Origin of the sequence: Nonomuraea sp. NPDC050540, from assembly GCF_044457485.1 — a bacterium.
GTDB lineage: Bacteria > Actinomycetota > Actinomycetes > Streptosporangiales > Streptosporangiaceae > Nonomuraea.
On the sequence record NZ_JBITHA010000009.1, the window covers coordinates 408,516 to 428,770 of the forward strand.

Consider the following 20,255-nt stretch of genomic DNA (forward strand, 5'->3'; position numbering starts at 1 on the left):
TGGCCCGACCCGACGCCGGGCCACGGTGTGGGATCCCCGTGAGGCTGTTCCGGAACCCCGGGTGTGGGTCAGGGGCGGAAGGCGGCGGCGTTTTCCTGGGCCCACTGGGCGAAGGTGCGAGCGGGGCGGCCGGTGACCTGTTCGACCGTGGGCAGGATCGTGGAACCGGCGGCCGGCGGGTGGGTGCCGAGCATGACCGCGAACTCGATCGTCTCCTCGTCCATCCCCCAAGCAGCCATGCGCTCCCGAAGCTGGGCCTCGGTCAGCGGTTCGAAGCGCAGGTCGTGCCCGCTGGCCTCGGCGAGCAGCCGTACCCGCTCCTCGGGGGTGGTGAGCTCGGGACCGGTGAGCTGGTACGTGCGGCCCTCGTGCCCGGCGGAGGTCAGGGCGGCCACGGCCACCGCGGCGATGTCGGCCTCATGCACCAGCGCGCCCGGCTGGTTGCCGAAGACCCGGACCACGCCCTCGGCACGCGCCTCCGCCTGCCAGTCGAAGGCGTTCGCCATGAACTCCACGCCCTGCAACTGCGTCCAGGGCAGCGAGCTCTCGCGCAGGGCCGCTTCGACGCTGCCCTCGTCCCAGCTGCTCAGCACGGTGACGCGTTCGACCCCGGCTTTGGCGGCCAGCGCGACGATCTCCTCGCCGTTGGGCAGCAGGGGCAGGCCCTCACCGCCCACGGTGATGAGGTGCAGGGCGGTGACACCGTCGAACGCGGGCGCCAGCGACTCGATGACCTGGAGGTCTCCGGCGGCCACCTCGACGCCCGCGGGGAAGTTCGCGCGGGACGGGTCGCGGGTCAGCGCGCGTACGCGCTCGCCCCGCTCGACCAGCTGGGCGACGATGTGGCTGCCCACGCTCCCGGTGGCGCCGGTCACAAGAATGGTCATGGTGTCCTCCTGGTGAGCTGTTCCTTCTCACCCGGGAGGCGCTACATCGGATGTAGCGGGCGCTAGTCGCGGCGCGCCGCGTCGGGTGAGAAGGCGGGCAGGCAGACCGCCACGTACTCGGCGCCTTCGGGCCCGCAGCTGTAGCGGACCTTCTCCCCCGCCTCCGTCACGATCGACTGGCCCGCGTGCACCTCGGTGGTGCCCTCCGCGTGCTCGACGAGGACGGTGCCGCGCAGGACCACGGTGTACTCCGTGAACTCGGGCGTCTGGGCGGGCTCGTCCCAGCCGGGCGGCGCCACCATGTGGGCGATCGAGATCGCCTCGTCGCCGCTGTTCACGCGGCCGACGTGCTCGTCGATGACCTTGCCGCCGGGCACCGGAATCCGGGTCGCCCCTTCGATCTTTCTGACCACGAGGGTCAGTGTGCCACGTCGATGACGACCCGGTTCGGCCGGCGCTGCTCGGTGACGTCGAAAGCGGCGCGCCGGTCGAGCACGATGCCCACGCCCACGCGCCCCTCGAAGTCGCCGGTCTTGACCACGCTGCTGACGTTGCCGAGGTCGGCCTGGAAGATCGGGCCGCCGGTCCAGGTGGGCTTGCCCTTGGCCGTGTGCGCGTCGGCCGGGGTGAGGGTCACCTGCAGGTACGCGCCGCCCTCGACGTCGATCGGCTTGCCGGAGCCGTCCTCGACGAGTTCGTCCACCCAGGTGACCGTGTATCCGGGCATCTCCCCCTTGAAGTCGACGACCACGCGGTCGAAGTTCGGGTGGGTGGCGTAGCGGACGCCGTACACGATGACGGCCTCGCCGCCGGTGCGCTCGACGTCGATCTCCGCGGTGCCGGTGGGCGCGGGCTCCCGCGGGGAGGCGGGCGGCGCGCCGGTGGTGGGCGCGCGGGTCGGAGGACTGGCCGTGGCCGTGGTGCCGCCGGTGCGGGCCGTACCGCATCCACACAGTACGGCGAGGCACAGCAGGGCCGCGAGGCTGCGTGTGGGCCGCATACCCGGTGTATGCCCAGCGAAAGGGCCCCGCACCCGGCGGGGCCCTTCACGAACTGGGTCAGACCGTCTCGTACACCTTGGTCTCGTCGGCCTTGACCGCGGGCGCCGAGCGGAAGCGCAGGCCGGTCAGCGCGATGCCGAGCCCGACCACGCCCAGGATGAGCGAGACCACGATCCCGCCGCGCAGCGCCTCGATCGACAGGGTGCCGCCCGAGGTGAGCACGGCGGTGACCACGGCGAGCACGACCGCGCCGCCGACCTGGCCGGAGGTGTTGAGCAGGCCGGAGGCCAGCCCCTGCTCGTCGTCGTGGACGCCGTTCGTCGCCTGGATGTTGAGCGACGGGAACGACAGCGCGAACGCGATGCCGAGCAGGACCATGCCGGGCAGCACCATTCCGAGCACGCTGGGCGCGGTGGAGATGCCGACGAAGAAGAAGGCGTACCCGGCGGCGAGCGCGGCCGAGCCGATCGTGATCAGGCGGGCGGTGCCGAAGCGGTCGGCGAAGTCGCCCATCTTGGTCGAGGTCAGCGCGACCAGGATTCCGGCGGGCAGGAAGGCCAGCGCGGTCTCCATGGCCGACCACTTGAGCAGGTTCTGGAAGTACTGCATGGCGACGAACTGGAAGCCGACGTAGGAGCCGAACAGGATCACCAGTCCGAGATTGGCCCTGACGATGGGGCCGGAGCGCAGGATGCCGAGCCGTACCAGCGGGTGCTTCATCCGCAGTTCGGCGAAGACGAACAGCCCGAGCAGCAGGGCGGCGACGGCGAGTGAGCCGAGGGTGCGCAGCGAGGTCCATCCTGCCTCGGGGGCCTGCACCACGGTGAAGACGAGCAGCAGCATGGAGGCGGTGATCAGCACGGCGCCGATCAGGTCGTGGCCGCCTTCGGCCCGCTCCTCCTTGACCTTGGGCAGCACCTTCAGCGCGGCGATCAGCGCGATGATCGCGACCGGCACCGGCATCAGGAACGTCCAGCGCCAGCCCAGCTGGGTCAGCACCCCGGACAACACGAGGCCGAGGGAGAAGCCGCTGGCGCCGGAGGCGGTGAACACGCTCAGCGCCTTGTTGCGCTTCGGCCCCTCGGGGAACGTCGTGGTGATGATCGACAACGCGGCGGGCGCGGTGAAAGCCGCGCTCACGCCCTTGACGAAGCGGGCGGCGATCAGCAGGGCGCCGTCGTCGACGATGCCACCCAGGAGGGAGGCCACCGCGAAGACGCCCAAAGCGACCAGGAACACCCTGCGTCGCCCAAGCAGGTCAGCCGTCCTGCCGCCAAGGAGCAGAAGACCGCCGTATCCGAGCACGTATCCGCTGACAACCCATTGCAGAGAAGAAGTAGAGAGCCCCAGGTCGTGCTGGATGGCGGGCAGGGCCACGCCGACCATCGACACGTCAAGGGCGTCGAGGAAGATCACTGCGCAGAGCACGACGAGCGCGCCCCAACGGGAAGAGGAAGTGGACATGGGATGGAACATTACATGCAACTGCATCAAATGCAACAGCATTTAATTCCGTTGCATGAGATTTATCGGGATGGTAACCTCCGCGTCATGGACGAGGAGTTCGTGGTCGGGACCTGGCACTACGTCCTGGCCAAGCACGCGAAGACCATGTGCTCGCTGGAGCGTGAGCTCGGCGAGAAGCACGACCTGGGCGCCAGCGAGTTCGAGGTGCTCGACCGGATGATCCACCACGACGACAAGCTGCGCGTCCAGGCGCTCTGCGGCGAGGTCCACCTCAGCCAGAGCGCGCTCTCCCGCGTGATCGCCCGTCTGGAGAAGGCCGATCTGGTCACCAGGCTCGTCTGCGACGTCGACCGGCGGGGCGTCTTCGTGATGATCACGGAGGAGGGCCGCCGGCGGCACGCCGAGGCCCTGCCCACCCATCGCGCGGTGCTCCGGGACATCTTCGCCGACGCCCCGGACCCCGTTCCGACCCCTTAGGCGCCGCTCCCCCACGCGGTCCGCTCGGCGTAGGCGCGGAAGGTGCCCGGCTCACGGCCGAGCACCCGCCGTACGCCGTCGGACAGCGCCGCGCCCCGGCCGAGCCTGATGTGCTCGAAGAGGCTCTCCACCCCGGCCGCGTAGGCTTCGGAATATCCGCGCGCGACGAGCCGCCGCCGCGCCTCCTCGCCGTCCACAGACCTGAAGCCGATGGTACGGCCGGCAGCCCGCGCGATCTCCGCCACCGCCTCCCCCCAGGTGATCGCCTCGGGCCCGGACAGGTCGTAGATCTGCCCCGCGTGACCCGGCTCCGTCAATGCCACGGCGGCCACCTCGGCGACGTCGTCCAGGTCCACGAACGGCTCGCGCCCGTCCCCGGTGGACACGCTCACCTCACCCTCGGCCACCGGCTCGCTGAGCAGCGGTTCCTCGCTGAAGTTCTGGGCGAACCAGGTCGGGCGCAGGATCGTCCACTCCGCCCCGGACCCCCGGATCGCCTCCTCGCCGGCCAGCCCGCCGCCTTCGCCGAACTCGCCCCACACCCGCGCCGACAGCAGCACCAGCCGCTCGACGCCCTTGGCCACGGCCAGGTCGCCGAAGGCGCGCAGCCGTTCTGCCGCGTCGCCGGTCTGCGCGTCGACCAGGTAGGCCGCGCGTACGCCCGCGACGGCCGCGTCCCAGGTCGTCTCGTCGTGCCAGTCGAAGCGCCACTCTCCCGATCGGGAGGCCGTCCTGGGGCTGAGGCCCTGCTCACGCAGTCGCGCGACCACCCTGCGGCCGGTCTTGCCGGTGCCGCCCACTACCAAGATCTCTGCCATGCGTTCCAGTCAACCCTGCCAGCCTCGGACTCTGAATGGCTGGGAGTCCGGGAAAGATGTTCGAGCGTCTAGACTCGGCCATATGGAAGACGCGCTGTCGAGCCTGCTGCACGATGTCCGTCCCGCGGGGGCGCTGTTCGACCAGTCGTACGTGCGGGCCCCCTGGGCGCTGCGCTTCCTGGACTGGACGCCGCTCACACTGCTGACGATGCTCAGCGGCGAGGCCTGGGTGACACCCGAGGGCGGTTCGCCGGTCCGGCTGGGCACCCAGGACGTGGCGGTCGTGCGCGGCCCCGGCCCGTACACGGTGGCCGACCGCCCCGAGACCGCGCCCATGGCCGTCATCCACAACGCCGAGATGTGCACCACGCCCGAGGGCGGCGACGCCGCGGGCCTGGCGATGTGCGGCTACGCGGGCGACCTCGGCTCCACCGTCCTGCTCACCGGCACCTTCCAGGTGAAGGGCAGCGTGTCGCAGCGGGTGCTCGACGCCCTGCCCCGCGTGGCCCTCGTCCCCGCCGGCGACGGCCGGTGCGCGACCATGGACATGATCGTCGCCGAGATCAGCCGCGACAAACCGGGCCAGCAGGCCGTGCTCGACCGCCTGCTGGACCTGCTGCTCGTCTCCAGCCTGCGCGAGTGGTTCGACCGGCCGGACTCACAGGCCCCTTCCTGGTACGCCGCGCACTCCGACCAGCTGATCGGCCGGGCCCTGCGGGCCATCCACGAGGATCCGGCCCGGCCGTGGACCGTCGAGGGCCTGGCCCGCGTCTCCGGAGCCTCCCGCGCCACCTTCGCCCAGCGCTTCACCGAACTCGTCGGCCAGCCGCCCATGGCCTACCTCACCGAATGGCGCATCTGCCAGGCCGCCGACCTGCTCGCCAGCACCGACGACACCGTGGACGTGATCGCCCACCAGGTCGGCTACTCCAACGCCTACGCGCTCAGCGTGGCCTTCAAGCGCACCCTGGGCATCCGCCCCAGCCAGCACCGCGTCAGCGCACGATGAACCCGCGCCAGATGACCAGCCCGCGGTGCGGGACCGGCCGCTCGCCGCTCCCGGCGCCCCGCTGTCTTCTCAGACGAGCGTGCAGTTCTCGGCGCCGAGCTGGCTGTTCCACACGAACGTCCACCCGCACGAGTAGTCGCCCGCCGCGGGGCCGAAGCGAATCGTGACCGTCGTGCCGCTGTGCCCGTCGCACCCGCCCGCGTACACCTTGTAGTAGCCGCCGCCGGTCGCCGTCCGCTGCCCGTTGAAGCACACGGCGTCGCTGACGGCCGCCTGCGCCGACACGGCGGACACCGAGCCGACGAGCGCCGCCGCGCTCAGGGCCGCGGCCAGGCTGGATGCTCTCATGGTGCTCCTTCCCATCGTGCGCCGAGAGGGTCAGAGCCACGGTAACGAGCGACGGGCGACGGAACCCAGAGGCATCCGTCACCCGTCGATGTGCGATCGTCACACGATACGGTCGATGATCAGCGGCAGTTGCTCCCCGCCGGCCGCGCCCACCGCGTACCCGCCCTCCAGCGCCTCCAGGGCACGGGCGAAGCGGGCCGTCTCGTCGGCGTGCAGCGTCATCAGGGGCTGTCCCGCCCGCACCAGATCGCCCGGCTTGGCGTGCAGGGTGATCCCCGCGCCGAAGGAGACCGGATCCTCCTGCCGGGCCCGGCCCGCGCCCAGCCGCCAGGCCGCCAGGCCCACCGCGTACGCGTCCAGCCTCGTCAGGACACCGGACTCCGGCGCCTCCACCGTCATCGTCTCGGCCGCCTTCGGCAGGACCGCGTCCGGGTCGCCGCCCTGGGCGGAGACCATGCGGCGCCAGGCGTCCATGGCGGAGCCGTCCTTCAGCGCCTGCTCGGGGTCCTTGCCGGTGATCCCGGCGGCCTCCAGCATCTCGCGGGCCAGCCGTACCGTCAGCTCGACCACGTCGGACGGACCGCCGCCCGCCAGGACCTCGACCGACTCCACGACCTCCAGGGCGTTGCCCACGGCCAGGCCAAGCGGGCGGTCCATGGCGGTCAGCAGGGCCACGGTACGGACGCCCGCGTCGGAGCCCAGCGCCACCATGGTCTCGGCGAGCTCCCTGGCACGCTCCACCGTCTTCATGAACGCGCCGGAGCCCACCTTCACGTCGAGGACCAGCGAGCCCGTCCCCTCGGCGATCTTCTTGGACATGATGGACGAGGCGATCAGCGGGATCGACTCGACCGTGCCGGTGACGTCGCGCAGGGCGTACAGCTTCTTGTCGGCGGGCGCGAGGCCGGTGCCGGCGGCGCAGATGACCGCGCCCGCGCCGCGCAGGACGGCCAGCATCTCCTCGTTGGACAGCGACGCCCGCCAGCCGGGGATCGACTCCAGCTTGTCGAGCGTCCCGCCGGTGTGGCCCAGGCCCCGCCCGGACAACTGCGGGACGTACGCGCCGCAGGCGGCCACCAGGGGCGCCAGCGGCAGCGTGATCTTGTCGCCGACGCCGCCGGTGGAGTGCTTGTCGGCGGTGGGCCGGTCGAGCATCGACCAGTCCATGCGCTCGCCGGAACGGATCATCGCCTGGGTCCACTCGGCGATCTCGCGGCGGTCCATGCCGTTGAGCAGGATGGCCATGGCCAGCGCGGACATCTGCTCGTGGGCCACCTCGCCCCGGGTGTAGGCGTCGATCACCCAGTCGATCTGCGCGGTGGTCAGCTCGCCGCCGTCGCGCTTGGCGACGATGACCTCGATGGCGTCCATCAGGCTCCCTTGGTCAGGTCGTCGGGTCCGAAGGCGTACGGCAGGATCTCGGCCATACGCTTGGGGCCGTCGGGGGTTTCGACCAGGAGGTCGTCGCCGCCGAACTCGTACAGGAGCTGACGGCAGCGGCCGCACGGCATGAGCAGCTCGCCGTGGCCGTCGACGCAGGTGAAGCCCACGAGCCGGCCGCCGCCCGAGGCGTGCAGCGCGGAGACCAGGCCGCATTCCGCGCACAGGCCGAGGCCGTAGGAGGCGTTCTCGACGTTGCAGCCGGTCACGACGCGGCCGTCGTCCACGACGGCCGCCGCCCCGACCGGGAACTTGGAGTAGGGCGCGTAGGCGTTGCGCATCGCGGTCCGCGCCTCGTCGCGCAGACCGTCCCAGTCGATGTTCATCAGTGCTGTTCCCCCCGGCGGTACCGCACGCCGTCGGCCTTGGGCATGCGCAGGCGCTGCGAGGCGACCAGGAGCACGAGCAGGGTGAGGACGTGCGGGGTGATGTAGACGAACTCGTTCGGCAGCTTGTCGATGACCATCCACATCCAGATGAGGACCACGGCGCCGGCTGCCGCGCCCGCCATGATCGTGTAGTCCTTGGCGGTACGGCCGGCCAGCTCGGCCGGCTGACCGGGCCGCGTCATCAGGCGGATCTTGTTGCCGAGATAGATGAGCAGCAGGATCGCGCCGAACAGGAAGAACGTGGTGATGGCGCCCTGGCTGCGCAGTTGCAGGCCGTCGGCATAGCCGAACAGCGACGCGCCGGCCGCGAGCCCGCCCGGCCGCCAGTTGCCGAAGATCATGGCCGCGAGGCCGATGAAGCCGCGTCCCTGCGTCTGGCCCTCGACGTATTTCGTGGTGACGAAGACCAGGAAGACGCCGCCGAGCCCGGCGAACGCGCCGGACATGACCACCGCGATGTACTTGAACCGGTAGACGTTGACGCCGAGCGACTCGGCCGCCCACGGGTTCTCGCCCACCGAGCGCAGGCGCAGGCCGAAGGCGGTGTGCCAGAGCACGTAGAAGGTCAGCGGGATCATCGCCACGGCCAGGATGACCAGGACGTCCACGTTGCGCGTGAGCCCACCGAGGATTCCCGCCAGGTCGGAGATGAGGAACCAGTGAGTGCGCTCCAGCATGCCGAACAGGTCGGGGCCGCTGGAGAGCAGTGGCAGGCTCCCGTGCCAGGCTTCGCCCGACATCGCCGGTGAGGTGGTGATGCCCGCTCCGGCCTCCGCCGCCGGAGTCCCTTCCTTGTAGAGGACCTCCGACAGGAACCGGGTGATACCGGGACCGACCAGGTTGATGGCCACACCGCTGATGATGTGGTCGACGCCGAAGGTGACGGTGGCGATGGCGTGGATGAGACCGCCTACGGCCCCGGCCAGCAGGCCGGCCACCAGGGCGGCCAGCGGCCCCCACTGATATCCGGCCCAGCCGGCGAACCACGTCCCGAGCACCATCATGCCTTCGAGGCCGATGTTGACCACGCCCGCGCGCTCGGCCCACAGGCCGCCGAGCCCGGCCAGGCCGATCGGCACGGACAGCATCAGCGCGGCCGCGAAGGTGCCGGAGGAGGTGATGTCGTTGTGTCCGGTGATCACCCGGACCACCGAAACGATGAGGATCAGCAGGGAGACGCCGATCAGCGCCAGGTGGTACTTGCGGACCCGCGTCATGCTGCCACCTCAACAGGCTTGTCGGTGCCCAGTTGGCGGGCGGCCCGCCGTTCCTCGGAGCGCAGGGCCATCCGGCTGGTGATCTCGTTGAAGACGACCACCAGAAGGACGATGACGCCCTGCATGATGACGATGACGCTGGGCGGCACGTTGGCGAACTGCAGCGGGCCCTGAGCCCTGTCCAGGAAGGCGAACAGGAGCGCCGCGATCGCGATGCCGGCCGGTTTGTTGCGCCCGAGCAGCGCCACCGCGATGCCCAGGAAGCCCAGGCCGGGAGTGAAGTTCGTGTTGTAGGCGTGCGTGGAGCCGAGGATCTCGGGCAGGCCGATGAGCCCGGCGATCGCCCCCGACAGCACCATGGCCGAGATGACCATCTTCTTGGGGTTGACGCCGGAGGCCAGGGCGGCGGAGGCGTTCAGGCCGCTGGCCTTGACGTCGAAGCCGAACCGGGTGCGCTCCAGCACGATCCACAGGCCGATGCCCAGCAGAATCGCCACGATGAGGAAGCCCCACAGTCCGCCGCCGCGGGGGGCCGGCAGCCCGAACATCTCGAAGACGAAGTTCAGGTTGGGGAACCACGCCGACTCCGGCAGCTGCGGCGTCGAAATGGTCAGCTGTCCGGCCGGCCGCGGACCGACGAACGGCCCGCGGACGAGGAAGGCCGCGAGGTTGATGGCGATGTAGTTGAGCATGATCGTGGAGATCACCTCGTTCACCCCGCGGCCGACCTTCATCACCGCCGGGATCAACGCGTAGAGGCCGCCGACGGCCGCCGCCACCACGATGATCACCGGGATCTGGATCCAGGCGGGCGCCACGAACGTCGAGCCCACGAAGGCCGCCACCACGGCGGCGATCCGGTACTGGCCCTCCACACCGATGTTGAAGAGGTTCATCCGGAAGCCGACGGCGACCGCGAGCCCCGCGATGAACAGCGGGACCGCGCGGTTGAGCATCGTCGTGATCGAGTTGACCACGGCTCGCGTCGTCTCGCCGAAGTCGAAGAACGCGGCGAAGGCGGCGGCCGGATTCGCGCCGGCCGCGAGGATCGCCACGCTGGAGATCGCGATGGCGAGCACGATGGCGACGACCGCGCCCGCCAAGGTCAGCAGCGCGCGATAGAGCCCTGCGGGCATCACATCTCCTCGGTGGCGGTGATGGCGCCGGTCATGTAGCCGCCGAGCCGCTCGGGCGTGACGTCGGACGGGTCGAGGCGGGCGACGAGCCGCCCTCGGTAGATCACGTTCAGCGTGTCGGACAAGCCGATGAGCTCGTCGAGGTCCGCGGAGATCAGCAGTACGGCGAGGCCGGCGGCACGGGCGTCGCGAAGGTGGTCCCAGATGGCCGCCTGGGCGCCCACGTCGACGCCTCTGGTGGGGTGCGCGGCGATGAGGAAGGCGGGCTCGCCGCTCATCTCGCGCCCGACGATGAGCTTCTGCTGGTTGCCGCCGGACAGCGCGAGCGCGAGGGTGTCGGCGCCCGGGGTGCGGACGTCGTACTTCTTGATGATGCGCTGGGTGTCGGCCTTGGACGCGCGGCGGTTGATCCAGATGCCGCTCTTGGCGGGTTTCTGCGTCTGGTGGCCGAGCACCCGGTTCTCCCAGAGGGAGGCTTCGAGCAGCAGGCCCTGGCGGTGGCGGTCCTCGGGGATGTAGCCGATGCCGGATTCGCGGCGCTTGAGCGTGGACCAGGCGCTGATGTCCTGGCCGGCCAGGGTGATCTCGCCGTGCGCCTGGCGGATGCCCATGATGGCCTCGATCAGCTCGGACTGGCCGTTGCCCTCCACGCCCGCGATGCCGAGGATCTCACCCTTGTGGATCTCGAAGGAGACGTCGTCGAGCAGGAGCCGTTTGCCCTCGGCCTTGAGCTTGTCGACATAGAGGCGGACGGAGGTGCCCTTGGGGACGGGACGGTAGCCGTCGGACTCCATCGACAGGCCGGCGACCTTCAGCGCGACGGTCTCCGTCACGGTGGACTCGCGGGTCTCGGGGGTGGGCAGCTCGCTGCCGACCATGAGTTCGGCGAGCTGGCGGGCGCTGCTGATCTCGCTGCGCGGCAGGCTGGCGACGGTGGTGCCACGCCTGATCACCGTGATCGCGTCGGCGATGCCGAGCACCTCGTCGAGCTTGTGGGAGATGAAGATGACGGTGAGGCCGTCGGCCTTGAGCTCGCGCAGGTTGTCGAAGAGCTCCTCGACCTCCTGCGGCACGAGCACGGCCGTCGGCTCGTCGAGGATGAGGATGCGGGCGCCGCGGTAGAGGACCTTGAGGATCTCCACGCGCTGCCGGTCGCCGACGCCGAGGTCCTCGACCAGGCGGTCGGGGTCGACGCGCAGGCCGTGGGCCTCGGCCAGTTCCTTGATCCGCTTGCGGGCGCGCGCCACGTCGAGGCGTCCGGCCCGCTTCGGCTCGGCGCCGAGAACGATGTTCTCCAGCACGGTGAGGTTGTCGGCCAGCATGAAGTGCTGGTGGACCATGCCGATGCCGACGTTGATCGCGTCGCTGGGCGAGCGGAAGGTCACGTCTGTGCCGTTCACCCGGATCTGGCCCTCGTCCGGCTTCTGCATGCCGTAAAGGATCTTCATCAGGGTGGACTTGCCCGCTCCGTTCTCGCCGCAGATGGCGTGGACGGTGCCGGGCTGGATGGCGATCCGGATGTCGTGGTTGGCGACGACGCCCGGGAAACGTTTGGTGATGCCCTCCAGCTCGACGGCGGGTTGCGCCGGAGCGAGCGTGTCGGAACTCATTGGTCGCTCACCGCTCCTCATTCGCTACGCGGCCGGCTTCGTCCCCCAGCCGTCCACTTCGCTCACTGCGTCGGATTCGCGAGCTCATTGGTCGCTCACCGCTCCTCATTCGCTACGCGGCCGGCTTCGTCCCTCAGCCGTCCACTTCGCTCACTGCGTCGGATTCGCTCCGCACTCATGTGGGTCTCCAACGAGCCAAGGTGGATAGAACAAAGGCCCGGGGAGCGGACGGTGGGTCCGCTCCCCGGGCCCTCGAACGAGATTCTCCTACCCAGGTTACGGCTTGGACGGAACCTGGATTTCGCCGGAGACAATCTTCTCCCTGGCGGCGTCGATCTCGGTCTTGATGTCGTCGACCTCGCCACCGGTGGTGGCCAGGCCCACACCGTCGACCTTCAGGTCGTAGGTGACGTTGCTGCCACCCTTGGCGCCGCCCTGGAAGGCCTTGATGAACTCGAACACGCCGACGTCGACGCGCTTGATCATCGAGGTCATGATGACCGACTGCAGGTCGGCCTCCTTGACCGTCAGACGCTGGTCGGAGTCGACGCCGATGGCCTTCTTCTTGGCGGCGGCGGCCGCCTGGAAGACGCCGAGGCCGGAGTCGCCGGAGGCGTGGTAAACGATCTCCGCGCCGTCCTGGAACATCTTTTCGGCCGCGACCTTGCCCTTGTCGGGGGCCTTGAAGCCGGAGAAGTCACCGTCGGGGGTGAGGTACTTGATGTCGATCTTCGCGTCCTTCTTGACCGACTTCACGCCGGCGACGAAGCCCGCCTCGAACTTCTTGATCAGGTCGTTCTCGACGCCGCCGACGAAGCCGACGTGGCCGCTCTTGGCCTTGGTCGCCGCGGCGACGCCCGCCAGGTAGGAGCCCTGCTCCTCGGCGAACAGCAGGCCGGTCACGTTCGGCGCGTTGGAGGCGGAGTCCACGACCGCGAACTGGATCTCGGGATACTCCGTCGCCGCCTTCTTGATGTCCTCGCCGTAGGCGAAGCCGACCCCGATGATCGGGTTGTAGCCGGCGTCGGCGAGCTGACGGAGCAGGTCACCGCGGTTGGAGCCGTCGCCCGCGGGGCTCAGCTCCTTGATCTCGGCCTTCAGATCCGTCTTCGCCTTCTCGAGGCCCGCGTAGGCGGCGTCGTTGAAGGACTTGTCGCCGCGACCGCCGACGTCGAAAGCGAGGCCGACCTTGAGCGCGCCCTCCTGGGGTGCTTCACTGGCCGCACCACTGCTCGGAGCGGTGCTCGCGGTGGTCCCCCCGCCGCTGCCGCCGCACGCCGCTGCCGCCATAAGCATGGCGCCGGCCAACGTGCCGATCGCCGTCTTGCCGAATCGCTTGCTGAGCAAGGCGACTCCCTTCCATTTCCCCGCCGTCAAACTTCATCGCAGGCGCGAAGAAATGCACGGCAACCCTGCTCGGAAGATAGTTGCTTGACCAGCGCATACCAAACCGTACAGAGGTCCGCAACCGCTCCGTTACCGACATCAGTCGCGTCTGTGACCTGGATCCAGGAAGTGAACCTTTGCCGAACTTTTGAGGTTGTCAAGATCTTGCCGTGACTCGTCAAGTGGCAGAGATTACGGTCGTAGGTCGTCACACTTCCCTGGAGCCACTCATGCTTCGCAGGACGGCGTTAGCCGTATCGCTGCTGCTCATCGCGTCGCTGACCGCGACACCCGCAGCCGCGGACACTCCCACGATCAAGATCGAGAACAACGCGACACAACCCGTCTTCTCGCGTGCCGACGCGATCACCCAGACCGTCTTCGTCGAGGTCGCCGGAACCGACAGCGACGCCGACGGCCAGGCCGACCGGGTCGCCGTCGACATCCTGCGGCCCAAGGAGACCGACCAGGGTCTCAAGGTGCCCGTGATCATGGAGGCCAGCCCCTACTACGCCGGCGGCAACGACGTCGCCAACCACCCCGTCGACGTCGACGAGAACGGCAACCCGCTGCCGAGCACGCTGCGCTCGCTGCTGACCGTGAAGGACGCCGGGCCGTTCGACGGCTACTACGACAACTTCTTCGTGCCCCGCGGGTACGCCATCGCGCTCGTCGAGAACATCGGCAGCGGCCGCGCCACCGGCTGCCCGACCACCGGCGACCCCGCCGAGACCGCCGGCCCGAAGGCCGCCATCGACTGGCTGAACGGCCGCGCCCGCGGCTTCGACGCCGCCGGCAACCCCGTCGCGGCCACCTGGTCCACCGGCAACGTCGGCATGATCGGCACCTCCTACAACGGCACCCTGCCCAACGCCGTGGCCACCACCGGCGTCCAGGGACTCAAGACGATCGTGCCGATCGCCGCGATCTCCTCCTGGTACGACTACTACCGCGCCAACGGCGGCGTCCTCGCGCCCGGCGGCTACCAGGGCGAAGACGCCGACGTGCTGGCCCGCTACGTCCTGACCAGGCAGAACGGCCAGGCCGTCTGCGGCGCCCTGATGGACCGCATCGAAGCAGAACAGGACCGGATCACCGGCGACTACAGCCCCTTCTGGGACGCCCGCAACTACCTCAACGACGTGCGCAAGGTGAAGGCCAGCGTCTTCGTCGCCCACGGGCTCAACGACTGGAACGTCAAGACCAAGCAGGCCGTCCAGTGGTGGGACGCGCTCGGCAAGCGCAACGTCCCCCGCAAGATCTGGCTGCACCAGGGCACCCACCGCGACCCGTTCAGCCTGCGCGCCAAGGAGTGGCTGCGCCAGCTGCACGGCTGGTTCGACCAATGGCTCTACAACATCGACAGCGGCATCATGCGTGAGCCGCAGGCCGACGTCGAGATCGCTCCCGGCCAGTGGGGTCAGCACGCCTCGTGGCCGGTGCCGGGCAGCGCGAACATCCCGCTGTGGCTGGGCTCGGGCGGGAAGCTCGGGCTGCTGCCCCGGCCGCTGTCGGCGCGCGAGTCGTTCGTGGACCAGAAGACGCGTACGGCGGAGCAGCTCGTCGAGACGGTCCCCGCGGCCGACCCCAACCGCCTGGCCTACGTGACCAAGGAACTCAAGACCGACGTCCGCGTCTCGGGCACGCCCAAGATCTCGCTGCGGGCCTCGTTCACCAAGGGCGCCTCGCCGTACCTGACCGCATTGCTGGTGGACTTCGGCACCGACTCCCGCCCGACCGGCGGGCTCGTGCCGACCGGAGAGACGTGGTGCTACGGGCAGGGCGTACCGGGTGACACCGGCTGCACCGCGATCCGTACGCACGCGGTGGCCGAGACGCCCTACAAGATCGTCTCCCGGGGCTGGCTGGACGCGCGCAACCGCAACCGGATGGACCGGACGGAGCCGCTGCGGCCGGGCAAGGAGTACACGTTCACGTGGGACTTCCAGCCGCAGGACTACGTGTTCAAGAAGGGCCACAAGCTGGGTGTGGTCGTCCTGTCGACGGACTACGACTACACGCTGCGATACCCGGCGGGCACGAACATCCGCGTCACCCCGGGCCTGTCCTCCCTCCGCCTCCCGATCGTCTTCGGCTCCCTGAACTAGCAACCCCCTGGGTTCCGCCCCAGAACCCTTCAACCGCCCAACAACCCCCTACCAACCCTGCGCACACCGCACCCCGGCACCCGAGTGGGCCCGGCGCCGGCGCACGGGCAACCCGCCCGGCGCCGGCCAGGGGCGGCCTTCGGCATTGGGTCGGGGATGACCCTCGACGCCGGCCAAGGGGCGGGCCTTCGGCCTTGGCCAAGGAGCCGCCCCGAGGCGCTGGCCCCAGGGCCGGCCCTGGGGCGCTGACCAAGATGGTGGGCCGGTGCGGGTCAAGGAGGCGGCCGTTGCGGTGCTCGGCCTGAGCGCCCGGTGACCGTGAAAAGGACCGCCGCCCGCCGATGTCGGCGGGCGGCGGTCATCTCGGCGAAGCCGTAAAAGACAAGCAGGAATGTCAGGCGAGAGCCGACGTGATAGGGAGGATGGGGGCGCCCTCCCAGAGGGCGGTGAGCGCGGTGGTGGCCATAAAGCGCACGCCGGTGGGGATGGCGCTTTCGTCCACGTCGAAGGTGCCCTGGTGGATGTCGTAGGTGACGCCGTTCTCCGGTGAGCGGGTGCCGAGGCGGGCGAAGGCGCCGGGGATCGACTCCAGGTACCAGGCGAAGTCCTCGCCGCCGAGCGACTGCTGGGTCGGGACGACGCTGGCGCTGCCGAGGGCGCGTTCCGCGGCCTCGGCCAGCATCTCGACGCTGACCTCGTCGTTGACCACGGGCGGGACGCCGCGGGTGTACTCCATCGTGGCCTCGACGCCGTAGGCGCCGGCGACCGACTCCAGGAGCGCCTTGATCAGGTCGGGGGCGGCGTGCCAGGCGTTCTCGTCGAGGCAGCGCACGGTGCCTTCGGCCACCCCGTCGTCGGGGATGGCGTTGGCCGCGGAACCGGCCTCGACCCTGCCCCAGACCAGGCTCAGCGAGGAGCGCGGATCGACGCGGCGGGAGAGCGCGGCGGGCAGTTCGGTGAGGATCTTGGCCAGCGCGAACACCAGGTCTGCGGTCAGGTGCGGGCGCGCGGTGTGGCCGCCGGGGCCGGAGACGCGGATGAGCAGCCGGTCGCAGGCGCTGGTGATCGGGCCTGCTTTGAGTCCGATCTGGCCGACGTCGACGCGCGGGTCGCAGTGCAGGCCGAAGATGCGGTCGACGCCGCTGATGCCGCCGTGCGCCATGACCTCCAGCGCGCCGCCGGGCAGTTCCTCGGCGGGCTGGAAGATCAGCCGGACCCGGCCGGGCAGCAGACCGGCCGCGGCCTGCTGGGCCAGGAAGAGCGAGGTGCCGAGCAGGATCGTGGTGTGCACGTCGTGGCCGCACGCGTGGCAGGCGCCGGGCACGGTCGAGCGGTAGGACGTGTCCTTCTCGTCCTGCAGCGGGAGGGCGTCGATGTCGGCGCGCAGGGCGATGGTCGGACCGTCGCCGCTGCCTACGTCGCAGATCAGGCCGGTGCCACGCGGCAGAACCGACGGAACCAGGCCGACTGCGCTGAGCCGCTCGGCGATCCGCTGGGTCGTGCGGTATTCGGCGAAGGCGAGTTCAGGATGCATGTGCAGGTCGCGGCGGAACGCCACGAGGTCCTTTTCCGTCTCCGCCAGGAACGCGTCGAGTTCCCCCCGCAGCTCACGTCCCCGCATCGTTCACCGTCCCGTCGAAAAGCGGCGTGCGAGCGCCTCTACCCAGCTTCGCACAGCCGATTGCGCTGTTCTTCGTCATTTCTTGCACTGCGGTTGCAGCCGCGTCGCTTGGTGATCTACACCCGATCGGGACGATCATCCGCGGTCTGGGGGTCAGCGGTAGCCGTGCACCCGATGGCGATGCTTCGACTTTATCGCTCCGGGTGACCCTCTCGTGGACAACTACACCAAAAGTTGGCCGGCGGCATGCCCGTAACCGCAGGTCACCACGCTGTGTGACCGGCGGCCTCACCCCGGAAATAGTCACAAGGGATCATTAGATGGTGACCCGTTGTCGCTACTTCCAAACTTGTGCGCGGTTTCGAATCCTGTCACCTTCCGGCTTGGTCATGACACGGCCGCGATGGCTGCTTTTGCGATAAATAGGTGTTTCACTCGCAATATGATCACTAATATCCCGTTCGGGGAGAAGCATGCACAGTTGAGCATCTTCGAGCCGAGTGAGGGGACCCTGGTGGTCGTGCCCTCGCTCTCCCTTCCACAGGATGAGCTGCGCCGTATCACCGGCGCGAGGTGCTACGAGGAAAGGCTCCTGTTCCTCCTGCTGACGCTCCGCAGGCCCGGGGTCAAGGTGGTCTACGTCTCCTCCGCCCCCGTGGATCCGGACATCGTCTCCTACTACTTCGGCTTCTTACCCGACCCGGATGACGCCGCCAGGCGACTGACGATGATCAGCCTGGACGACACCCGCTCCCAGCCGCTCACCAGAACGCTGCTGGCCCGGCCGGAGGCGCTGCGCCGGATACGCAAGGCGATCGACGGCGACGCCTGGATGGTCCCGTTCGTGATGAGCGACCTGGAGGAACGGCTGGCGTCGTCGCTCAACGTGCCCATCTACGGCCCGGCCATGTCGCTGGCCTACTACGGCTCCAAGAGCGGCGCCCGCGAGGTCGGCACGGAGGCCGCGGTGCCCATGGCGCGCGGCTTCGGCGACCTGCACCACCAGGGCGAGATCGAGGACGCGGTCTTCTCGCTGCCCGGCGAGCGCGTCATCGTCAAGCTGAACGACGGCTACTCCGGGCTCGGGAACGCGATCGTCACCAAGAGCGACTGGTCACGGACACGCTTCTCCGCCGACGGCGAGACGTGGGAGACCTTCTCCGCCAAGATCTCCGAGCGCGGGGCGGTGGTGGAGGAGTTCATCGAGCACCGGCCGCTGTTCTTCCCCAGCGCGCTGGCAAGGATCACGCCCGGCGGGCACCACGACGTCGTGGCCACCCACGACCAGGTGCTCGGCGGCGCGAACGCCGACGTCTACCAGGGCTGCACGTTCCCGGCCCGCTCCGAGTACCGGCACGAGGTGGGCGAGTCGGCCGCCAGGATCGCCGCGATCCTCGCCGAGCGCGGCGTGGTGGGACTGTTCGGGATGGACTTCTTCGCACTGAAGGCCGACTCCGGGTACGCGGCCCTGCTGTGCGAGATCAACCTGCGGATCGGCGGGACCACGCACCCGTTCGGCGCGGCGCTGCTGACCACCGGCGCCACCTACGACCCGGCCACCGGGCTGCTGATGGACGGCACGCAGCCGAAGTACTACACGGCCACGGACAACTGCTCGGCGGCGTGCCTGCGCGGGCGCACGCCGGGCGAGGTGGTGCGCATGGTGGAGGAGCGCGGGCTCGGGTTCGACGCGGCCCGCCGTACCGGGAACGTGCTGCATCTGCTCGGGGCGATCCCCGAGCACGGCAAGCTGGGCTTCACCTCGATCGGCGACTCGCGCGACGAGGCCGACGAGCTCCACCGGGCCACGCGGCTCGCCCTCTGCGGCGGCTAGCGGGGCTTCGGCCGGCGGCTGCTCTTGAGACCCTTCCATCCGATGATTCCCACGGTCACGGCCAGCACGAGGTTGACGGCGATCAAGATGCCGTGGACCACGTAAAAGCTGGTTTTGTGCCCGTCTGCCAGGTTAAACCCAAGGTTGATCCACTCGAAGATCATGAACGCGCCCAGCGCGACCAGGAATCCGGCGATCTTTCGCGACATAACCACTTCTCTAGTATCAGGGGCGGATCATCGGGGGATGTGACCGCACATGGGCAACGACTCGAAGCTACGCTGAGACCGCCATGTGGACGAAACTGGTGCCGGCCACGGCACTCCTCGCGACGGTCACTCTGACCGCATACGCGGGCGCGCCTGCCGGTGCGGCCGCGACTTCCGGCAGCCCGATCGGCGGCGACCGGCTCGGCAGCCGCGGGCTCGTCGTGCCGGACGGCGTCAAGGCCCCGCCCAAGACCAAGGCCACGTCGTTCCTGATCGCGGAGGCGGAGACCGGGCAGGTGCTGGCGGCCAAGAACCCCCACGGCCGCTTCCTGCCCGCCAGCACGCTCAAGACGCTGACCGCGCTCACGCTCATCCCCAAACTTGAGGCGGGCAAGACGGTCAAGCCGAGCTCCAACGCCGTCAACCAGGAGGGTTCCGCGGTCGGTCTGTCCACCAAGCCGATCTACAAGGTGCACGACCTGTTCCGCGCGCTGATGATGTCCTCCGGCAACGACGCCGCGATGGCCCTGGCCGAGGCCAACGGCGGCCTGGCCAAGACCATGCGGGACATGAACGCCGAGGCCAAGCGCCTGCAGGCCAACGACACGGTGGCCAAGACGCCGAGCGGCCTGGACAAGCCCGGCCAGAGCAGTTCGGCCTACGACCTGGCCCTGATCGCCCGAGCCGGCCTCGCAAACCCCGATTTCAGGCGATATATCAGCACTAAGACCGCCAAATTCCCCGCGCCGAAGAAGTTCTACGAGATCAGCAACCACAACAAGCTGCTCTGGCGCTACAAGGGCATGGTCGGCGTCAAGAACGGCTGGACGTCCAAGGCCCTCGGCAGCTTCGTCGGGGCCGCCAGCCGCGACGGCCGCACGATCATCGTGACGATCATGCGGCACGAGGGCTACTTCTGGGAGGAAGTGGAGAAGCTGCTCGACTGGGGCTTCGCCGCCCGCGGCAAGGTCACGCCCGTCGGCCAGCTGGTGGACCCGCTGCCCGCCCAGCCCGATCCCGTCCAGCAGCAGGCCACGGCCTCCCAGCCGCCGGCCGCCGCCCCGCTGCTCGACTCGGCCGCGGCCAAGCAGACCGACACGAGCCGGACCGTCGGCATGGCCGTGATCGGCGGCGGGCTGTTCTTCGGGCTGGCGTGGCTGGGCTTCGGCATCTTCCGCAGGCGGAGCAGGGCCAGGTCCTAGCTGTACTCGGTCATGAACTTGGTGTCAGTCGAGTGATGGGTGGCTGGCCGCCGAGGGCTGTGTGGGGTCGTTGGGTGTTGTAGTAGTGCAGCCATG

20 protein-coding genes are annotated in these 20,255 nt (G+C 69.5%); 5 read left to right on the forward strand and 15 right to left on the reverse strand.

Features of this window, described 5'->3' with window-relative positions; genetic code table 11:
• Positions 1-68: 68 nt before the first annotated feature.
• The 4 genes from ACIBI5_RS30920 to ACIBI5_RS30935 form a co-directional block, all read right to left on the reverse strand.
• Entirely contained in the window at positions 69-887 is an 819-nt protein-coding gene (locus ACIBI5_RS30920; protein ID WP_397252248.1) for an NAD(P)H-binding protein, read from the reverse strand.
• 62 nt (positions 888-949) lie between these two features.
• Positions 950-1,300 carry a cupin domain-containing protein gene (locus ACIBI5_RS30925; protein ID WP_379610025.1) on the reverse strand — a complete coding sequence of 117 codons (351 nt, stop codon included), beginning with the start codon at positions 1,298-1,300 and terminating at the stop codon, positions 950-952.
• Between the two features lie 5 nt (positions 1,301-1,305).
• Positions 1,306-1,887 (reverse strand): hypothetical protein, encoded by a 582-nt coding sequence (locus ACIBI5_RS30930; RefSeq protein WP_397252249.1) that lies wholly within the window; start codon positions 1,885-1,887, stop codon positions 1,306-1,308.
• A 58-nt stretch (positions 1,888-1,945) separates the two neighbouring features.
• A complete protein-coding gene (locus ACIBI5_RS30935; RefSeq protein WP_397252250.1) occupies positions 1,946-3,352 on the reverse strand; it encodes an MFS transporter in 1,407 nt (468 codons plus the stop codon).
• An 87-nt stretch (positions 3,353-3,439) separates the two neighbouring features.
• On the opposite strand from ACIBI5_RS30935, the gene ACIBI5_RS30940 reads away from it, so the two are divergent.
• Complete coding sequence (locus ACIBI5_RS30940; protein ID WP_397252251.1) at positions 3,440-3,832, forward strand: MarR family winged helix-turn-helix transcriptional regulator; 393 nt, start codon at positions 3,440-3,442, stop codon at positions 3,830-3,832.
• On the opposite strand, the gene ACIBI5_RS30945 is transcribed toward ACIBI5_RS30940, so the two are convergent.
• Positions 3,829-4,650: an NAD(P)H-binding protein gene (locus tag ACIBI5_RS30945; RefSeq protein WP_397252252.1), complete on the reverse strand. Its 822-nt coding sequence runs from the start codon at positions 4,648-4,650 to the stop codon at positions 3,829-3,831. The two genes, ACIBI5_RS30940 and ACIBI5_RS30945, sit on opposite strands and share 4 nt — an antisense overlap.
• Positions 4,651-4,732: 82 nt before the next feature.
• On the opposite strand from ACIBI5_RS30945, the gene ACIBI5_RS30950 reads away from it, so the two are divergent.
• Positions 4,733-5,659 carry an AraC family transcriptional regulator gene (locus tag ACIBI5_RS30950; protein ID WP_397252253.1) on the forward strand — a complete coding sequence of 309 codons (927 nt, stop codon included), beginning with the start codon at positions 4,733-4,735 and terminating at the stop codon, positions 5,657-5,659.
• A gap of 69 nt (positions 5,660-5,728) precedes the next feature.
• Here the strand turns inward: ACIBI5_RS30950 and ACIBI5_RS30955 are convergent, their stop codons facing one another.
• The 7 genes from ACIBI5_RS30955 to ACIBI5_RS30985 form a co-directional block, all read right to left on the reverse strand.
• Positions 5,729-6,007, reverse strand: coding sequence for a hypothetical protein (locus ACIBI5_RS30955; RefSeq protein ID WP_397252254.1), 279 nt, complete (start codon positions 6,005-6,007; stop codon positions 5,729-5,731).
• A 99-nt stretch (positions 6,008-6,106) separates the two neighbouring features.
• Entirely contained in the window at positions 6,107-7,378 is a 1,272-nt protein-coding gene (locus ACIBI5_RS30960; RefSeq protein WP_397252255.1) for a thymidine phosphorylase, read from the reverse strand.
• Positions 7,378-7,773 (reverse strand): cytidine deaminase, encoded by a 396-nt coding sequence (locus ACIBI5_RS30965; protein WP_397252256.1) that lies wholly within the window; start codon positions 7,771-7,773, stop codon positions 7,378-7,380. Before ACIBI5_RS30965 ends, ACIBI5_RS30960 begins: the two co-directional genes overlap by 1 nt.
• Positions 7,773-9,053 carry an ABC transporter permease gene (locus tag ACIBI5_RS30970; RefSeq protein ID WP_397252257.1) on the reverse strand — a complete coding sequence of 427 codons (1,281 nt, stop codon included), beginning with the start codon at positions 9,051-9,053 and terminating at the stop codon, positions 7,773-7,775. Before ACIBI5_RS30970 ends, ACIBI5_RS30965 begins: the two co-directional genes overlap by 1 nt.
• Entirely contained in the window at positions 9,050-10,189 is a 1,140-nt protein-coding gene (locus ACIBI5_RS30975) for an ABC transporter permease (protein ID WP_397252258.1), read from the reverse strand. Before ACIBI5_RS30975 ends, ACIBI5_RS30970 begins: the two co-directional genes overlap by 4 nt.
• Positions 10,189-11,799 carry an ABC transporter ATP-binding protein gene (locus tag ACIBI5_RS30980; protein ID WP_397252259.1) on the reverse strand — a complete coding sequence of 537 codons (1,611 nt, stop codon included), beginning with the start codon at positions 11,797-11,799 and terminating at the stop codon, positions 10,189-10,191. The genes ACIBI5_RS30975 and ACIBI5_RS30980 overlap by 1 nt, the downstream gene beginning before the upstream one ends.
• A gap of 276 nt (positions 11,800-12,075) precedes the next feature.
• Positions 12,076-13,146, reverse strand: a complete 1,071-nt coding sequence (locus tag ACIBI5_RS30985) for a BMP family protein (protein WP_184957892.1) — start codon at positions 13,144-13,146, stop codon at positions 12,076-12,078.
• Between the two features lie 269 nt (positions 13,147-13,415).
• Here ACIBI5_RS30985 and ACIBI5_RS30990 point away from each other — a divergent pair, with 269 nt between their 5' ends.
• On the forward strand, positions 13,416-15,293 hold the full coding sequence (locus ACIBI5_RS30990) for a Xaa-Pro dipeptidyl-peptidase (RefSeq protein ID WP_397252260.1): 1,878 nt from the start codon (positions 13,416-13,418) through the stop codon (positions 15,291-15,293).
• 394 nt (positions 15,294-15,687) lie between these two features.
• Here ACIBI5_RS30990 and ACIBI5_RS30995 read toward each other — a convergent pair whose 3' ends face one another.
• Positions 15,688-16,914: a M20 family metallopeptidase gene (locus ACIBI5_RS30995; protein WP_397252261.1), complete on the reverse strand. Its 1,227-nt coding sequence runs from the start codon at positions 16,912-16,914 to the stop codon at positions 15,688-15,690.
• A gap of 481 nt (positions 16,915-17,395) precedes the next feature.
• On the opposite strand from ACIBI5_RS30995, the gene ACIBI5_RS31000 reads away from it, so the two are divergent.
• Complete coding sequence (locus ACIBI5_RS31000; protein WP_397252262.1) at positions 17,396-18,748, forward strand: peptide ligase PGM1-related protein; 1,353 nt, start codon at positions 17,396-17,398, stop codon at positions 18,746-18,748.
• Here the strand turns inward: ACIBI5_RS31000 and ACIBI5_RS31005 are convergent.
• A complete protein-coding gene (locus ACIBI5_RS31005; RefSeq protein ID WP_397252263.1) occupies positions 18,745-18,957 on the reverse strand; it encodes an SCO4848 family membrane protein in 213 nt (70 codons plus the stop codon). The two genes, ACIBI5_RS31000 and ACIBI5_RS31005, sit on opposite strands and share 4 nt — an antisense overlap.
• 83 nt (positions 18,958-19,040) lie before the next feature.
• On the opposite strand from ACIBI5_RS31005, the gene ACIBI5_RS31010 reads away from it, so the two are divergent.
• Positions 19,041-20,159, forward strand: coding sequence for a D-alanyl-D-alanine carboxypeptidase family protein (locus ACIBI5_RS31010; RefSeq protein WP_397252264.1), 1,119 nt, complete (start codon positions 19,041-19,043; stop codon positions 20,157-20,159).
• Between the two features lie 10 nt (positions 20,160-20,169).
• On the opposite strand, the gene ACIBI5_RS31015 is transcribed toward ACIBI5_RS31010, so the two are convergent.
• Positions 20,170-20,255 (reverse strand): integrase core domain-containing protein (locus ACIBI5_RS31015; protein ID WP_397251324.1); only part of this gene is annotated, 86 nt, incomplete at its 5' end.

Bases quoted from the DNA above. Each gene is read 5' to 3' on its own strand.
- ACIBI5_RS30945 (WP_397252252.1), bottom strand. From the start codon at position 4,650: ATGGCAGAGATCTTGGTAGTGGGCGGCACCGGCAAGACCGGCCGCAGG.
- ACIBI5_RS30995 (WP_397252261.1), bottom strand. From the start codon at position 16,914: ATGCGGGGACGTGAGCTGCGGGGGGAACTCGACGCGTTCCTGGCGGAG.
- ACIBI5_RS30920 (WP_397252248.1), bottom strand. From the start codon at position 887: ATGACCATTCTTGTGACCGGCGCCACCGGGAGCGTGGGCAGCCACATC.
- ACIBI5_RS30965 (WP_397252256.1), bottom strand. From the start codon at position 7,773: ATGAACATCGACTGGGACGGTCTGCGCGACGAGGCGCGGACCGCGATG.
- ACIBI5_RS30980 (WP_397252259.1), bottom strand. From the start codon at position 11,799: ATGAGTTCCGACACGCTCGCTCCGGCGCAACCCGCCGTCGAGCTGGAG.
- ACIBI5_RS30950 (WP_397252253.1), top strand. From the start codon at position 4,733: ATGGAAGACGCGCTGTCGAGCCTGCTGCACGATGTCCGTCCCGCGGGG.
- ACIBI5_RS30955 (WP_397252254.1), bottom strand. From the start codon at position 6,007: ATGAGAGCATCCAGCCTGGCCGCGGCCCTGAGCGCGGCGGCGCTCGTC.
- ACIBI5_RS30975 (WP_397252258.1), bottom strand. From the start codon at position 10,189: ATGCCCGCAGGGCTCTATCGCGCGCTGCTGACCTTGGCGGGCGCGGTC.
- ACIBI5_RS31005 (WP_397252263.1), bottom strand. From the start codon at position 18,957: ATGTCGCGAAAGATCGCCGGATTCCTGGTCGCGCTGGGCGCGTTCATG.
- ACIBI5_RS30990 (WP_397252260.1), top strand. From the start codon at position 13,416: ATGCTTCGCAGGACGGCGTTAGCCGTATCGCTGCTGCTCATCGCGTCG.
- ACIBI5_RS30960 (WP_397252255.1), bottom strand. From the start codon at position 7,378: ATGGACGCCATCGAGGTCATCGTCGCCAAGCGCGACGGCGGCGAGCTG.
- ACIBI5_RS30935 (WP_397252250.1), bottom strand. From the start codon at position 3,352: ATGTCCACTTCCTCTTCCCGTTGGGGCGCGCTCGTCGTGCTCTGCGCA.
- ACIBI5_RS30970 (WP_397252257.1), bottom strand. From the start codon at position 9,053: ATGACGCGGGTCCGCAAGTACCACCTGGCGCTGATCGGCGTCTCCCTG.
- ACIBI5_RS30940 (WP_397252251.1), top strand. From the start codon at position 3,440: ATGGACGAGGAGTTCGTGGTCGGGACCTGGCACTACGTCCTGGCCAAG.
- ACIBI5_RS31010 (WP_397252264.1), top strand. From the start codon at position 19,041: ATGTGGACGAAACTGGTGCCGGCCACGGCACTCCTCGCGACGGTCACT.
- ACIBI5_RS30930 (WP_397252249.1), bottom strand. From the start codon at position 1,887: ATGCGGCCCACACGCAGCCTCGCGGCCCTGCTGTGCCTCGCCGTACTG.